The 16,550-nt window shown below is 46.6% G+C and carries 13 protein-coding genes and 3 pseudogenes; 13 read left to right on the forward strand and 3 right to left on the reverse strand.

Annotated features, from left to right (window positions below):
- Positions 1–48 precede the first annotated feature (48 nt).
- On the forward strand, positions 49–477 hold the full coding sequence (locus FHS16_RS28960; RefSeq protein WP_183570819.1) for a MarR family winged helix-turn-helix transcriptional regulator: 429 nt from the start codon (positions 49–51) through the stop codon (positions 475–477).
- A 215-nt stretch (positions 478–692) separates the two neighbouring features.
- Here FHS16_RS28960 and FHS16_RS28965 read toward each other — a convergent pair whose 3' ends face one another.
- Entirely contained in the window at positions 693–893 is a 201-nt protein-coding gene (locus FHS16_RS28965; RefSeq protein ID WP_183570895.1) for a hypothetical protein, read from the reverse strand.
- Positions 894–1,331: 438 nt separating this feature from the next.
- Positions 1,332–2,351, reverse strand: a complete 1,020-nt coding sequence (locus FHS16_RS28970; protein ID WP_183570820.1) for an alpha/beta fold hydrolase — start codon at positions 2,349–2,351, stop codon at positions 1,332–1,334.
- A 143-nt stretch (positions 2,352–2,494) separates the two neighbouring features.
- Between FHS16_RS28970 and FHS16_RS28975 the strand changes: the two genes are divergently transcribed.
- Complete coding sequence (locus tag FHS16_RS28975; protein WP_246432022.1) at positions 2,495–3,430, forward strand: LysR family transcriptional regulator; 936 nt, start codon at positions 2,495–2,497, stop codon at positions 3,428–3,430.
- Positions 3,431–3,825: 395 nt separating this feature from the next.
- Here FHS16_RS28975 and FHS16_RS28980 read toward each other — a convergent pair.
- Positions 3,826–5,032 (reverse strand): annotated as a pseudogene (locus FHS16_RS28980) (IS110 family RNA-guided transposase).
- 668 nt (positions 5,033–5,700) lie between these two features.
- On the opposite strand from FHS16_RS28980, the gene FHS16_RS28985 reads away from it, so the two are divergent.
- The 11 genes and pseudogenes from FHS16_RS28985 to FHS16_RS29035 all read left to right on the forward strand — a co-directional run bounded on the left by FHS16_RS28985 (position 5,701) and on the right by FHS16_RS29035 (position 16,460).
- Entirely contained in the window at positions 5,701–6,444 is a 744-nt protein-coding gene (locus tag FHS16_RS28985; protein ID WP_183570821.1) for a hypothetical protein, read from the forward strand.
- A gap of 53 nt (positions 6,445–6,497) precedes the next feature.
- On the forward strand, positions 6,498–7,193 hold the full coding sequence (locus tag FHS16_RS28990; protein ID WP_183570822.1) for a collagen-like protein: 696 nt from the start codon (positions 6,498–6,500) through the stop codon (positions 7,191–7,193).
- Positions 7,194–7,786: 593 nt separating this feature from the next.
- A pseudogene (locus FHS16_RS32345) lies at positions 7,787–7,879 on the forward strand (hypothetical protein); the annotation flags it as partial.
- Positions 7,880–7,930: 51 nt separating this feature from the next.
- A pseudogene (locus FHS16_RS32100) lies at positions 7,931–8,199 on the forward strand (IS3 family transposase); the annotation flags it as partial.
- 351 nt (positions 8,200–8,550) lie between these two features.
- Positions 8,551–9,468, forward strand: coding sequence for an ABC transporter permease (locus FHS16_RS29005; RefSeq protein ID WP_183570824.1), 918 nt, complete (start codon positions 8,551–8,553; stop codon positions 9,466–9,468).
- Positions 9,469–9,491: 23 nt separating this feature from the next.
- Positions 9,492–10,385 carry a carbohydrate ABC transporter permease gene (locus FHS16_RS29010; RefSeq protein WP_183570825.1) on the forward strand — a complete coding sequence of 298 codons (894 nt, stop codon included), beginning with the start codon at positions 9,492–9,494 and terminating at the stop codon, positions 10,383–10,385.
- Positions 10,386–10,441: 56 nt separating this feature from the next.
- Entirely contained in the window at positions 10,442–12,046 is a 1,605-nt protein-coding gene (locus FHS16_RS29015; RefSeq protein ID WP_183570826.1) for an ABC transporter substrate-binding protein, read from the forward strand.
- An 18-nt stretch (positions 12,047–12,064) separates the two neighbouring features.
- The gene (locus FHS16_RS29020) at positions 12,065–13,054 is read left to right on the forward strand and encodes an S-layer homology domain-containing protein (RefSeq protein WP_246432023.1); all 990 of its coding nucleotides are present in this window, start codon (positions 12,065–12,067) and stop codon (positions 13,052–13,054) included.
- Positions 13,055–13,513: 459 nt separating this feature from the next.
- Complete coding sequence (menC, locus tag FHS16_RS29025) at positions 13,514–14,626, forward strand: o-succinylbenzoate synthase (RefSeq protein WP_183570827.1); 1,113 nt, start codon at positions 13,514–13,516, stop codon at positions 14,624–14,626.
- A 25-nt stretch (positions 14,627–14,651) separates the two neighbouring features.
- Positions 14,652–15,605, forward strand: a complete 954-nt coding sequence (locus FHS16_RS29030; protein ID WP_183570828.1) for a carbon-nitrogen hydrolase family protein — start codon at positions 14,652–14,654, stop codon at positions 15,603–15,605.
- A 21-nt stretch (positions 15,606–15,626) separates the two neighbouring features.
- Entirely contained in the window at positions 15,627–16,460 is an 834-nt protein-coding gene (locus FHS16_RS29035; RefSeq protein ID WP_183570830.1) for a GNAT family N-acetyltransferase, read from the forward strand.
- The last annotated feature ends 90 nt before the right edge of the window (positions 16,461–16,550 follow it).

Genomic DNA, 16,550 nt, shown 5'->3' on the forward strand with positions numbered 1-16,550 from the left:
GTTTGGTTACTTACAATTAGCTTTCTAACAATTTCAGGAGGGACGATCATGCATTCACGAAAGGATACGCCTTATTTGGATTTGTTTCAGATTATCGGTCTTAAATTAAAGAAAAGAGCGGACGAGAGTATAAAGGAACTAGGGTTAAACGCTCAACAAGGAAAAGTAATCGACTATATTTACGAGAACCAAGATAATCATATTATTCAAAAGGACCTTGCAGATCGGTTTCATGTTCGTGGGGCTAGTATTACAAGCATGCTTCAAGGTCTAGAGCAAAAAGGGTTCATCGAGCGCAAAATCCCGGCCAATAATGAACGGCAAAAAAATATATATGTATTGCCAAAAGCGATTGAGTTGATTGAAGGATTTAATGACTCATTCCAAAAGGTGGAGGATGAAATCGTTCAAGCCCTTACTGACGAGGAGAAGCAAATCTTAAAGAAATTGTTGATCAAAATCAATGAGCGCATATAAAGAAGAGGATTCCCCATGAGGCTATGGAGACATTTACAAATTTAAATACGCTTGTCCCAGTTGGGGAGCATTTAAAACAGCAAGAAATGAACAATCCATATGGTGCATCAAATAATATTCCTTAATAACAAGATCAAAACTAAAAGATCAAGAGTGTACAAATAAGCTTTAAGCTCCCTTTGTACGATATGATTTTCTAACGAATGCTCGCTTATTCACAGGATTTCGCCCGGTTGGATATAGATGTAAGACAAAGAGGGGGACTCCGTAGTAGACATCGGCAACATGAAGGCGCACGGGAATAGAGGGGCACGTGCGACATGCGTTTGCTGGGCGATGTCGATCCCGACTACTAAATGCTGAGCAGTAATTTTTTCAATGAGTTGATTTTGTCTCACTTGCGATTTAAACTTCATAATAGAGCGTCCTCCTGGATGATGGAATTTTTAGGGCTATGACCCGTTGCGTACTTCCATCGTACCGAGGCGCTCATTTTTTTGCAAAGCTGATAATTAACGCTCTACAGGAATGCTAAAGCTTTGTTAGCGGCAGATCTCATTTAGGGATCTGCCGCTATTCCACTATCGGGGAGGATAAATGAATTTTGTGAATATACTTCAGGTATGCGAACGATAAATAAATAAGTTTAACTTTAAAGATTAAAGACGTGCTACAGTCTTCAGAGTTCACTGAATTCGTTAAAGGAAGTACGATAGCAGTAAAAAGAGGTCGAACCAGTAAGTTCTGGTGACCTCAAATCCGATCGGTTAGGTTATGAATTCATGATAGTTATAACCGGGCTAAAGAACAGGGAATCTTGTTAGGACTGAATGACATCCAATGCAAGTGACGATCTATTCTTTAGTGCTAAGTGACAACAAGTGTTTTAGATTGTCATCAATAAATTGATTATCGGCACTGTTGATTCCACGACCGGCAAAATGGCCCCAGATCGATTGGATTGGTTTCAAGACAGCATTAGGTATACGCTTAGCTTCGTATTCATTATCGTCCGCTGTGCAGAAGAGATCCGTGCTTCCCGGCATGATACAGGCAAGAGCTTTTATGCTCTGAAGTGCTTTATCAAAGTCTCCGTTATAGGAGGGGTTTACACTGATATCTGCATGTTGGCCTGTCCATAACATTGCCAGAACATTATGAGGATCCATATTCATAAAGCTAACTTCCCAGACACCAGCAACAAAATCCTCCAATGTGTCAAATCCCATCTCACGGTAAAGCTCTTCTCTATAAAACGCATGTGATAGTCCCCATCCCGCATACACCCGACCAACGGCACGCATGTCTGTAAAACTTAGTTGGTTTAATTTACTTGAGTCGAAGCCGACTGCAGATAGCAGTGAGGCTTTTACACCTTCCAGCACTACATATGTGTGAGGCCAAGGTTTGGCGATGCCTCCGAATGGAGCGATTCGTTCGACCATCTCCGGGTAACTTGCCCCCCATTGAAATGCCTGAATGCCGCCCATCGACCACCCGACGACGAGAGCAATCTTTTGAATACCGAACTTTTCGGACAGCAGTTGGTGCTGGAATCGAACGTTATCATAGATGGTTGCCTGTGGGAAGTTAGCCCGATCAAATGGAGGAGGCGTGTTACTGGGAGAGGAAGATAGCCCATTGCCCAGCAAATTGGGAACGATAATAAAATATTTCTCTGGATCGAGTGCCATCCCGCTGCCAATGAGCCATTCATTCTGAACATGCTGATCCCCAAAAGCCGTTGGATAGACAATAACATTATCCTTCTGTTCATTTAATTTCCCGTATGTTTTATAAGCAAGAAAAGCATTTGGTAACGTTACTCCTGATTGTAAGAGTACATCACCCAAATTAAAAATTTCATAGTCCATCGTATAGTCGCTCCCTTCAAAATGAAAAACCACATGTTCACTGTGATCTCTTGTGCTCAGTATAGAGCTGTGATACTCTCAATAAAAGTGAATAGAATTCAAAGTAGCATTCAATAAAATTGAAAGATGAAGGGGAGCATCGGATGGAATTGCGTCAACTGAATACGTTTTGTACGGTTGCAACAACATTGAATTTCACGCGGGCAGCAGAAGTGCTGAGCTACGTTCCTTCCAACGTCACGATGCAAATTAAAGCATTGGAAGATGAGCTAGGTGTTCGCCTCTTTGATCGATTGGGCAAGCAACTCGCGCTCACAACTGCGGGTAAACGCTTTTTAACACACGCCAAAGGCGTTCTTGAAAAAATGGACGAAGCTCGCAGTGCTGTCCATGATAATGAAAAACTAAGTGGTACCTTAACGATAAGTGCGAATGAGGTTATTTGCTCCTACCGGCTTCCACCTGTCTTCCAACGGTTTCGTTCGCAGCATCCGGGAGTTCGTCTAATCTTCCGGTCAGTTCCGAATCAAGAGCTCAAGCAAACGCTCTTTGAGGGAACCGCGGATATTGTTTATATGTTGGATGAACCCATTCGCTCGAGTGGACTTTCCGTGGAACCTTTGCTGGAAGAACATTTCCGATTGTTAGCTGCTCCAGATCACCCACTCGCCAATCGAACTGTGCTTCAGTTGGAAGATTTTCACGGAGAAGTTTTCCTGACGAATGAAAAGGGGTGTCCTTATCGGACTATGTTTGATCGATCATTTGAGAAAGAGGGCATTGATAGCATTACATATTTAGAGTTTCAAAGTGCTGAAGCCATTAAACAATGTGCAATTTCAGGAATCGGTATTGCCTTTCTTCCTGAGATCGTCGCGGAATCCGAAGTTAAACGCGGAGAACTTGTTGTCCTCCCATGGCAAATTCCGGACTTGCAGATATTTACACAGATGTTGTGGCATAAAGACAAGTGGCTTTCACCAATCATGTTATCTTTCATAGAAGCAACCAGCGCAGTTTTTGGTTCACAGAGTGAGAAACTAGGTTTTACGACCAAGGGCAAGAACTTAACTCCATAACTGAAAAGGTTAAGAACATGGACCTATGTCGATTAGAATATTAATCTGTTTCGTTAAGCTAACTGGGAACGTTTGTTAAACGCACCATGGAGCAGTTGCAATTGGCAAACTGCTCCATTTTTTCATTACGCTAACTGGCAGAATAGCAAGTCGACGATCGGGAAGTGTGATCGCGAAATTAGGACCAGGCCGTCGTAAAGCATACAAGGATAGCGGGATGATTCATTGTGTTAATCAACAACTGGTGATTCAAGAGTTTTATCTGATACCAGCTAATAGCCTGTCAATATTTAAATATTAATGAAGTGAAACAAGGGTGCTATACTGGTAAAAATGCATGACAAATAACCGTCCCATAGAATTTGGGAAGGTTTTCCTCAATATCTAAACGTTGCTTATTCAGTCAAGCGGAAAGGTTCTTTCTTGGTCAAAATCGCATATATCCAATGGATCAGTCTATTTACACAAGCGATTACGGCTACTTTAAATAGTTTGCCTTCTGTACGCTTTTTGTCGTAATAAGCTCTTATTCTCTTGTTACGTGAGCCTTTCAGTCCACACCTTACAGCTTGATATAAGGCTGTCCGAAGCCTTCTAGAACCACGTTTGGTGATTTTATTTCGGGTTTCTGTAAACTTGCCGGAAGAAAAGACGCTTGGATCAATCCCAGCAAACGCAACCAGCTTCTTCGCGTGATCGAACCGATCAATTTCTCCGACCTCAGCTAAAATTGTTGCAGCAATTTTGGTGCCAATGCCGGGTATCGATTGGATTAAATCATACTCTAGTAATTCTTCAGCCAGGGTCTCTATCGATTTATCAAGTTTCGTTAGATGTTCCTGGTACTGAAGAAGTAAATTAATAAACAGCTCTAATGAGATTAAATGACTCGGAAATACGGTCTCCCTGAAGGGATTTCGCTTTGCTGCAGCCATTAGTTTCTGTGCCCGTTCTAGCGACCACCGGTTCGAGACGACATGCCCAACAAGGCGTTGTATGTTGGCCGTAACGTTTTCCTCGGACATCGCTAGCACGGATTGAGACGTTGGATACGAAGCCAGGAAACGAAGCGACACCTTAGAATAAAGGTCGCCAAACACGCCATGATACTCAGGAAAGACTTGATCCAGTACTGCTTGAAACTGCAACTTTACCTGGACATATATTTCAGTCAGTGACTCATGTTGCCGTGTCAGGTAACGCAGATTCATTAGATACTGACCCCCGTTTTTTGTAAGGCTATAGTTCTTCTTTGTAGAACATTTCACCCAACTGGTATGCGTCAGCAACATCCGTTTTCACCTTACGTAAATTCATCTTTTTCGCTTGGTGTGAAATTAATGGATTGATAACGATATACAGATATTGATGCTCATCTAGAAACTGAATAACCGGACTATGATAATGGCCAGTTGCCTCTAACACAACGGCCGGACGCTGTCCGGTATAGGATTCTACGCCTTGAGCATAACGGAGAAAGGACGCAAGTCCCTCAAGATTGTGCTCAAACTTGAAGGTCTTTCCAAAGGGCATTCCTCGTTCTGAAAAAGCTTGTGCATGACTTTCCCCTTTAGATATATCCAAACCAATGACAGGATTCATTAAACCACTCCTTATCTTATTTTCACCGGCAACCCCTAGCCTTCTTGTCGTCCACATTATCGCATGTGATTCGGGATCATAGTCCCAACCAGCCTAATCATGGTTTAACAAATAGGGGGGATGAACTGTATAGCTCTCGGGATCTAGCTCCCACGGGCAGAAACGTTCGATCCCCGGCTACCGCTATCTTACGACCACACAAAAATGAGGTCTACCAGAAAGATCTGGTGACCTCATAATACGATTGGGCAGGATAATGCTAAATATATGTGAGATAAATCATTAAAAACGAGGGACGAGGAACGATAGTTCAATAAAAACAATGAAGCAGCCGACCACAATGATCGGCTGCTTCATTGCGCTAACGGACTGAATATGTAAATAGCACCATATGACAAACTACAACCGTTGGTCGTTTTCTGAACGCGCTGCTCCCAGTGAGCGGTGGAGTGATACGTTTCGGCACCCTGTTGAATGCTTTGACTTTGTTATAATTTGCGATTTCCGATCTTTATGGGTGAAATTCTCATGTTGCCAATCGCTAACGATGAGGTAGAAAGTTTTTTTCTCATTAAACTAGGAACTTCGTCTATGAATCTAGTTAACTGCCTATCACAACTTAGTTGCAATAACATATGATAAGGCATCTGTATCGGGAGGTGTAGTTATTGGTTCTCGAGACTTTTAGTCGCGAAGAAAAGTTGCAAATTATGAGTTTCAATCAATGCCGTAATGATTTGCAAATAAATGTAGTAGCCCCACGAGGGAGGCGCGGATTTGCAGGAGCAATGGGACAGCAAGGGCCGGCAGGACCACAAGGACCACCAGGATTAACGCTACCCGGACAGCTGACTTACTATGATTTTGTTCAAATCCCCAATCCGATGACAGCAGGTGGCCCGGCCATTGTCGTACTTTCACCGCCAATCGCGCCAGCGACAACAGGGCCTGAGGTACAAGTTAGCAATCAATTTTTGGAGCTTCGTGGTACAGAAGCGAACAGCAGAATTGCTTTGATGGCAACTGTTGTATGGAGTTTTTCTTTCATCACGCTCCCCGCACCAGAAGTGGCTATTGGAACGCAAAGGATACAGTTTAGTTTATTTCGCGATGCGCCATTGACGGGTCAGCGCATTTGCCAAGTCTTAAATGCAGGCAGCATCACTCAAATCAACAATGAAGGCGATGCGACAACGCTCGTCACGGGGACATTTACAGCCTCATTCACATGCACAGATTCAGGATTTACGGGCAGCACGATAAATTATTATCTAACGGCAGCTGCAGGTCCATCTACCGGGTTTAGTTTTGATCTGGATGAAGGTGGTCCAACGGCTATCAACGATTTTATGAATATCAATGTCAGTGAAATTCATTTTAGCGGAAAGGTTATCGGACCTAACGCTGTCTAATCAATCTGGAGGTGTAAATTGTGCATTGTGCTCCAAGGCATAAGAGAAGAAGGGTGCTAACCAAGAAATGCGGTACACGTAAAGTCAATGTCCGCCGAGGACCAAGAGGACTCACTGGCCCCGTTGGCCCAAGCGGCCCCGCTGGACCGGTAGGTCCTCAAGGTGTTCCTGGTCCAGCAGGGAGTGGGCTGCTGAGATCCTACGACTTTGTCGAAATTCCGAATCCAATGGTAGCAGGCGGCCCGGTCATCACAACAGTCGGTCTGCCGGTAGCGCCTGCTACAATTGGGCCTGAAGTACAAGTATCGGGCGAATTCTTAACAGTGAGCAGGGTTAATGGAGGTAGCCGGATCGCGCTTAACGCTACCATCGGATGGAGTTATATGTTTGAAAGTGGAGCAGCTCCACAATTAGCGGTTGCAAGCCAAGTGATGCGTTTCAGCATTTACCGCGATGCGGCAATTACAGGCACGTTAGTCGGTACTATCGTAGATGGCGGTACCGTAACGGAAATTAATTTGGTGGGTGCGGGTACAACCCAGATACAAGGATTGTTCACATCAACATTTAACGTTACCGATACGGGAGCGACAGGCCCAACAGCGAACTACTTCTTGACTGCGGCAGCTGGACCTGCATCAGGTTTTGGCGTCGGCTTTGATGCACCGCCTGAACCGATAACGAATTTTACTAATCCGGTCATCACTGAGCTACATCTTAGCGGTGAGGTTATTGACCCGAGCCCATAACTTAACCAACAATTGTGATAGATAGCAGACTCTTTTCCAACCTCCAGTCACCCCAATTGGTCCGGCTGGTTGAAGGGAATGAAAAGAGTTATTTTTAAGCAGATTTCCCGCTAAACTGATTGAACTAACGGGAAATTATAGCTTCATAATCACCTGGACGAGGCTGCCGGCATAAATCGGCAGCATTGTTGAGCTAACGGGCAGCATTCCTATTATGAAGTAATAATAGGTTAGATAGCTGCTGAAGGTGGCTTGTTTGGCATCAGAAACTGTCTGTATGTACACGATTCAAACCTACAGGTTCAGGACAGGACTCTCTACTCCTATCTATACTTTTGCACTCTGATTGAGTGCAAGCCACCTTTCCAGGTGGCTTTTTTTATTGCTCATGAATTGACCTGTCTGTTGAAAGCTTTGACGTAAGATTTAGTTGAACTTTAATACGAACGGGCAGATTACAATAAGAATCGACACATCTGAAAGTATAAATATTATTCACTTGTACTTAGAAGCGGCTTAAGGCTTTTGCCGTTCAATGTGCAATCATAATATGGTATTGGTATCTGAAAACTGTACTAAGAGAAGGTACTGATATGAGGTACTGGGGATTTGGTGTGTTTGAAAATGATTTTGTAGGAGATTGGGTAATAGATCTCATTGAAACTGACAGCATGAATTTAATCGAAGAAGCAATTCAACTAGCACTTGAAGATGCTTTTATTGAAGCTGACACTGCAAGTACGTCAGAGGCTTACCAGAAGTCCGTAAAAAAGCAAAGGCATTACCATGAGCATGTCCCGTAAGGGTACGCCCGCTAATAATGCCCCATTGAATCGTTTCACACCTCTTAAAGTGCGAAACATTCTATCTCGACCATTTAACCTGTACAACGACCGCCATCGTGATACAGATAGTCAAAGATAACATTCATTATTATAACCATATTCGTATTCAAGCGAAACTAAATAACCAGTCACCGATTCAGTATCGGAAACTGGCATGTTAGTTAGGTGTTTTATCTCTGTCTCAAAAACAGGGGTCAGTTCCACGGTTCTGAAGGCTTTTTAAGCTTAAAGCATTTATGAGTACAATTCACGAGACAAATTTGATGTAGCGAATGTAATGTTCAATTGCAAATACAACGAATACAAATGTACAAGATTTTTGTTTACTGAGATTCATTAAAAAACTTATGTCTGGAAACAAGAAAAAAGCCACATTAATTGCGGCTTTTTTTCTGTCTGCCTAAATCTTAATTCCGGACATGAAGTCGAAAGAATGACGGGGACCCTTATGAGAACGGTTCCATTATAATTAAGGATATAGAGCGGTGATAAAGAGAAGGAGGAGGAGTACGATGAAAACACCGTTTATACATGATTTGATCCGATACAAAACCTTGCTGCTCATGCTCTTGCCGGCGTTGCTGTTCGTGCTGCTGTTCCAATATACGCCGATGCTCGGCTTGGTGCTTGCCTTCAAGGAATACACGTACGCCAAAGGCATTATAGGGAGCGACTGGGTTGGGATCAACAATTTCAAGTTTTTCTTCATCTCCGGCAATGCATGGATGGTAACGCGAAACACGGTCCTTTACAACGCCGCCTTCATCGCCATCAATCTGGTGCTGCAGGTAGGAGTAGCGATTATGCTGTCGGAGATCCGCAGCCGATGGTTTAAGAAGGTCAGCCAGTCGTTGATGTTCTTGCCATTCTTCATATCCTGGGTCGTGGTCGGCACGATCGCTTACAATCTGCTGAACTACGAGCACGGCACGGTCAATTCGCTGTTCCGGGCGGCGGGAATAGATCCGGTCAACTTCTACGGTACGCCGGGCGTGTGGCCGTTCTTGCTGGTATTCTTCAATGCTTGGAAAGCGGTTGGCTACGGCGCCGTCTTCTACCTGGCGGCCATAACGAGCATTGATCAGGAGATGTTCGAAGCGGCGGAGACCGATGGGGCGAACGTATTCCAGCGCATTTGGTATATCACGCTTCCTTCCTTGAAGCCGACGATGATGATCTTGACGCTTCTAGCGGTCGGCCAAATTTTCCGCGGAGATTTCGGACTGTTCTTTAACTTGGTAGGGGGCAACGGACTTTTGTTCAACGCAACCGATGTCATCGATACGTTCGTCTACCGCTCTCTGGTGGAGAACAATGAAATCGGCATGTCGGCGGCAATCGACTTCTTCCAATCGGTCTTATGCTTAGTCACGATTCTTATCGTGAACGGGATCGTACGCAGAACGGACAAAGATTCGGCCTTATTCTAATCCGGAAAGGAGTTAACAGCCCGATGAAAGCGACAAACAAGATCCGGATGGATCAGTTGGTGCTAAACGCGGTGTCTTATAGTTGGGTAACGTTTGTCGCCGTGTTATGCGTTTTGCCGTTCCTGCTTATCCTCAGCGGTTCTTTAACCAAAGAAAGCGAGATCATTTTGGAAGGCTTCAAGCTGATTCCGAAGCAGTTCTCGCTGGAAGCCTACCAGTTTATTTTCAATTATCCGCAAGACATTCTTCGTGCTTACGGCGTAACCGTTTCCTTAACCGTGCTCGGCACGATTCTGTCGCTGTTCTTCATCTCGATGAGCAGCTATGTCATTCAGCGGACGGACTTCAAGTGGCGGAACGCCTTCTCGTTCTTCTTCTACTTCACGACGTTGTTCAGCGGAGGGCTCGTTCCCTTTTACATCCTGGTCGTCAACTACCTGAAGCTGAAGGATACGTATTGGGTATTGCTGCTGCTTCCGCTGATCAATGTGTTCTATATCCTTGTCATGAAGAGCTTCATGAGAAGCATCCCCGCCGCGATCACGGAGTCGGCCAAAATAGACGGAGCGGGCGATTTCACCATCTTCCTCCGGCTGATCCTGCCCCTCTGCAAGCCCGCTCTTGCGACGATCGGATTGTTCGTGGCGCTGAACTATTGGAACGATTGGTTTTATTCGTTGCTCTTCATTAGCGATCAGAAGCTCTACGCCCTTCAATATTACTTGTATAAGGTAATCGGCAATGTAGACGCGCTCAAAATCGTTGCGGAGAAAACCGGGAACCAGGTTCCGGATTTGCCTGGCGAAGGAATCAAAATGGCGCTGACCATGGTCGTCACGGGACCGATTATTTTCTTGTACCCGTTCGTTCAGCGTTATTTCGTTAAAGGACTTACGATAGGCGCCGTCAAAGGATAGTACCGGTAACCCCGGTTTATCATAGCATGACAAAATTTTCTGAAGGGGGAAAGAGGATGAATAGCAGGACGGGCTCTAAGAAGAGAAAGCTTTGGTTAAGCACAGTACTAATCCTCATGTTGAGCATACTGGTCAGTGCTTGCAGCGGCAATGGCGGCGGCAATAACACAACGGAAAGCGCATCTCCCACTGCTTCGGGGACGACGGAGCCAACTGTCAGCGCCAGCACATCGCCTGAAGCAATTGATACGTTCGAGCCAGTCACGCTCAAACTGGTCTTGGTCGGCACAAAATCGGCCGACACGGACGAAGTGTACGCGGAAGTCAACAAGATCATGAAGGAAAAGATCAACGCTACGCTCGAGGTTCGATTCCTGGATTGGAACGAATACAGCCAGAAGTATCCGCTTATGTTCGCGGCGAATGAAGAGTTTGACTTGGCTCTCACCGGCAATTGGTTAGACCATACGGGGACAGCTCGCAAGGGCGGATTCCTGGAATTGACGGAAGAAATGATTAAGAAGTATATGCCGCAGACTTGGGCGCAGCAGCCTCCGCTTGCTTTTGAGCAATCGAAAGTAGACGGGAAGCTCCACATGATATCGAGCAATGCCTTTGAGTCTGGCTTTCAAGTGGCAGTCATCCGCGGCGATTTAAGGGAGAAATATAATTTGCCGGAAGTGAAGTCGCTAACCGATTTTGTCAACTTCCTGACGACGGTCGCCAAGAACGAGAAGGGAATGACCGCCTTCGGCGGACCGAGCGTGAACATTAACCCGAACCCGATCCCGATCATATTCGGTGATCTGGAACGCGCCTTCGTGCATGGCAGCGCTCCGCTTATCTATGAATTGAATAGCCCGAACCCGAAGATTTCCAACTATCTGGACGACCCGGAATACGCTGGAAGACTAGAAATGCTTTACGAGATGGCTCAGAACGGCGTATGGGAGAAAGATTCCATCGTGTCCAAGACGGTTTGGCTGGATGCCTTCAAAGAAGGCAAAACCGCAGCCTTTAACAGCAACATTCTGAACGCGGCATCCGCGATGGAAGCCATCAATCTGGTCCATCCCGAGTGGAAGCCGGAAGTCGTGGATATCCACCCGAGTGCCAAGCGGACTCGATCTCCTTTTAACGGCGGCGGGATCGCAATTCACGCCACCTCCAAAAATCCTGAGCGGGCTTTGATGGCGCTGGATCTTCTTCGTTACGACAAAGAGATATGGGATTTGACGGTCTACGGCATCGAGGGTAAACACTGGGAGCCTGTAAGTGACACCAAGTTCAAAAGCCTGCCGGCCTCAACCGGATTTCCGCCGGACGGCGTTTCCCCTTGGGGCTGGAGAACGCAAGAAATGATCCGACAGCTTGAAGGACTGGCCGGCGATCTCCTTGCGTCTACCAATGAAAAATGGAAAGCGAACAATATCGTCGACAGCAAGCTAGCGACGTTTGTTCTTGACGATACCAATATCAAAAACGAGCTGGCTGCGCTGGCCAACGTTCAGAAGACATACCTGTTGCCGATTTTCCATGGTCTTGTGAAGCCGGCGGATGGTATTCCTCTGGCAAAGGAGAAGCTGAAAGAGGCGGGACTCGACAAGGTCCAGGCCGAAATGCAGAAGCAAATTGACGCTTTTATCCAAAGCAATCCGTAAGCAATTAGACGAATAATCATGACAATCCGACAAGCGGGGTGGCGCAGCATCTTATCCAAGATGCCGAACCATCCCTTTTTTTCACTCCAAGATGTTAAGGTGCAAATCGAAATCGCCGAGCCTTCCGAGGATATGGTAAAGGTTGTAGAAAACTCGGCAATTGATGGCGAGTTTGCCATTATGATTCCTCCGTTAAATTTCACGGTGAGCGGAATATACGGGGATAAAACGATTGAGATTGCTAAGTTTAATGCGTTCGTGGAAAGAATGATCGCGATTCCGGAGAATGTAGATCCTAATCGAATAACGACTGGAATCATAGTCTATTCAGACGGAACGATACGCCATGTTCCGACCAAGCTGATCATCATCGATGGTACGTATTATGCTAAGGTTAACAGCTTGACCAACAGCACCTACTCAATCGTATGGCATCCGCTGGCGTTCAAGGACGTTGCCGGTCACTGGGCCAAAGCCGCAGTAAACGATATGGGGTCTAGGATGGTTATCAGCGGTATCGGAAATGGCTTATTCAATCCTGATCAAGATATTAATCGTTCCGAGTTTGCGGCGATTGTGGTTCGAGGATTAGGATTAAAGCTAGAAAAAGGAGTTGTGCCATTCTCGGACGTGAAGGCATCGGATTGGTATAGTGAAGCCATACAAACAGCTTATTCTTATCATCTAATTAATGGTTTCGAGGATGGAACCTTCCGTCCAACGGATGAGATTACTCGGGAACAAGCTATGGTCATCATTGCTAATGCGATGAAGATCACCGGTCTTCAGGCGAAGCTTCAAGGGAATGAAACAGGAGATTGGATGAATGCTTTCAATGACGCCGCTAACGTATCCGAATGGGCAAAGAGCAGTGTTACGGCAAGCATTCAAGCCGGTGTTGTCTCCGGAAGAGGCAAAGCGGTAAAGCGGTCTTTTCGCCGAAAGCTTACATCACTAGAGCCGAGGTGGCCGCAATCATTCAGAGAATCCTTCAGAAGTCGGAATTGATCTAGATTGGAGAACGTCAACACATCGAGATGTCGGGGCTCTGCCAGGAAGCTGCGACATACCGTTATTTTTACTTGATTCCGCACAAGAAAGGACAAAATGGCAGAAGATTAATTTGAGGGCGGTTACATTGATCGGAACGTATAGAAAGGGATGAGAGTAATGATCGGTTCTTCGTTGGGGATGAATGCCCAGCAGAATATATGGAAGCTGTTCGACAATGCGCAGTTTTCCAGCTCCGAGATGAATTTACGGTGAGAAATAAGTCTTTACCCGAAAAAAGCCGTACCGGGATTTTTTTCTCGGCACGGCTTTTTTGACACTTGCGGAAAATTCACCATTCCTTGCGTTACCTTAATTCCGAACATGCAATCGAAAGAATGCCGGGGTCCAATTCAAGAGCGGTTCCGTTACAATTATCACTAATAAAAGGTGAATGTCGAAAGGAGCGGCTCGCGGATGAAAATCGATCGAATTACGTTAAGACAGGTTCAAGTGCCTTTGAAAGCTCCCTTCGAGACAAGCTTCGGGCGGATGGCCAGGAAGAATTGTGTGATCGTCGGCGTGTATAGCGACGGAATGGTCGGTTATGGAGAAAGCGTTGCTTTCTCGCATCCTTACTACAATGAGGAAACGACGGATACGATCTGGTATATGCTAGAGCATTATCTAGTTCCGGGCTTAGTCGGCAAGGAAGTAACGCGACCCGAAGAGATCTCGGATCTCTTCGCATCCATTCGCCGCAACCATATGGCAATTGCTTCGATCGAGACGGCCGTGTGGGATTTATACGCGAAACAAAATGATATTTCATTGTCCCAAGCGCTAGGAGGAGTTATACAAGAAATCGAGGTTGGCGTAAGCATTGGAATCGAGTCTTCGGTCGAACTGGTCGTTCAGAACGTAGAACGATTCGTTGAGCAGGGCTATAAGCGAATGAAGGTGAAAATCAAACCAGGCTTTGATATCCGCGTAGTGGAAGCGATTCGCAAACGATTCGGCGACGATTTACCTCTTATGGTTGATGCGAACTCCGCTTATACGCTTAAGGATGCACCGATTCTGAAAGAGCTGGACCACTATAATCTATTGATGATTGAGCAGCCGCTAGCGCACGATGATATTATCGAGCATGCTGCCTTGCAGAGAGAGCTGCGTACGCCCGTTTGTCTGGATGAGAGCATTCATACTTTGGCGGATGCCCGTCACGCCATTGACCTCGATAGCTGCCGGATCATGAACATTAAGATCGGTCGGGTCGGCGGATTGGCGAACGCGAAGAACATTCACGATCTTTGCTTGGAACGGGGCATACCGGTCTGGTGCGGCGGAATGCTTGAACTTGGTATCGGCCGTCTCCATAACGTTGCCCTCTCCTCCTTGTCCAATTTCTCGATACCAGGTGATGTTTCCGCCTCTAAGCGTTTCTGGGAACAAGACATCGTCGAGCCGGGCATCATGATGGTTCGTCCCGGCGTATTGTCGGTTCCGACAGGCGCGGGAATCGGTCATGACGTATGCGAGGAACGTTTGGAGCGAATGACAATCCGAATGTTTCAAGGTATCGCCTAGGAGAGAGCAAAGGGGGAGTGACCGAATGTCCAAGTATGTGAAAATAAGCTGCTTAGCGCCGCCGCTCAAAGAGGTGGATCCCGGTCAGGGATTCGAAGGCGTCGTGAACCAAATGATAGAGAAATGGGAAGAACATCTGCAGCATGTATTGCCGGAACGGCCCGATTTGCTCGTATTGCCCGAGTGCTGCGACGATCCTGCCTTCAAAGACATGAGCATGGAGTGGTTGTACGAGTATTATCGCTATCGAGGTAACCGGATCCGCGATTTCTTGGCGCAAGCCGCTCGTACCCATCGCTGTTATATCGCTTATTCGGCCAACGTCGAGATGCCGGACGGCAGCTTTCGCAACGCGACCCAGTTTCTGGATCGTGCCGGCGAGGTTTGCGGCACGTATAACAAAAATTATATTACGATTCGGCAGAAGTCCACGTCGGACACGTTATACGGGAACGAAGCGCAAGTCATTCAGACGGATTTCGGCCGGATTGCTTGCATCATCTGCTTTGATATTAATTTTAATGAGTTGTTGGAGCAATATGCGGAGCAAAAGCCTGATTTAATCGTATTTTCTTCCGCTTACCATGGGGGCTTGATGCAAGCCTATTGGGCTTACACGTGCAGGGCTCATTTTGCGAGCGCAATCTGGCGTCCCGACTATTCTTCTATTGTAACCCCCGTCGGTGAAGTCGTGGGAGAGAGTACGCTATTTTATCCCTACGTGACAAGAACCGTCAATTTGGATAGCGTCGTCGTTCATTATGACTACAACTGGGAGAAGCTCGAGCTCGTGAAGCGGAAATACGGCACTAAAGTGCTGATCAGTGATCCCACAAGGCTGAATGCGTTTCTAGTCTCATGCGAAACCGACGAGTTCTCGATTCAAGATATTGTGAAGGAATTCGACTTGGAGTTATTGGATGATTATTGGATGAGATGCAGAGCGGATCGTGGCAAGCCCGGTCATCTCGAGCAGTGACGCCAGGGAGGAGAGAGGTGGATGGACATGTTTACGGTTCGTGACGAGAATATATATTATCGCTTGGTAACCGAGGCCTGCGAGCTTCGGGAAATTGTCGAGCTGCAGAACTTGGTGTGGGGACCTGATCCCGTCACCTCCATGCAGCAGATGAGCGCGGCGATTCTGCACGGAGGATCGGTCATCGGTGCTATTTCCGGTGATAGGCTCGTCGGATTTTGCTACGGATTCATAGGGTATGACGGCAAGGAGCCTTATGTAGGGTCGCATATGATGGGTATTCATCCCGACTACCGCAACCTTGGGATCGGAATGCGGTTAAAGCTGGAGCAGCGATTATGGGCGTTGCAGTCAGGGTACGGCAAAATCGTATGGACCTTCGATCCGTTCGAATCGCGCAACGGTTACCTGAATATATGCAAGTTAGGCGGAACGGTGTCCGCCTATATCCCCGAATTCTATGGGATTGATGCTTCCGGTTTCCCGACGGACCGCTTCCTTGTGGAGTGGTCATTGAACTCCGATCACGTGATTCGCGCAATCAACGGGCAGTCGAAGCTGGTCGAACACGCATCCGTCTATCCGCGCATGCTGCCAGTCCAATATGCGGATGAGAAGGTGATCGAGATGGGAGAATCGGACAGTCCATTTCTGCTCGGCAAGTCAAATGGGCTCAGGCTCCCCATCCCGCGGGCCGCAGCCAAGCTAAAGCAACTGCAGCCTGAAATCTATAAGGTTTGGCAGCGGCAAGTTCGGGAACTGGCCACGGCTTCGTTCGCCAGCGGTTATCAAGTCGTGTCCTGCCAGCAATCAGACCCGGACATTCAAGATTACGTGCTGGAGATAAAAAGATGAAAGAAGCGATTATAGCATGGCTTAAAACGCGCAGGCATGAGCTGAAGACGACCTACGCAGAATTGCACGCGTTAGCGGAACCAAGCTGGC

Source organism: Paenibacillus endophyticus (assembly GCF_014192395.1).
In the GTDB taxonomy this organism is placed as follows: Bacteria; Bacillota; Bacilli; order Paenibacillales; family Paenibacillaceae; genus Pristimantibacillus; species Pristimantibacillus endophyticus.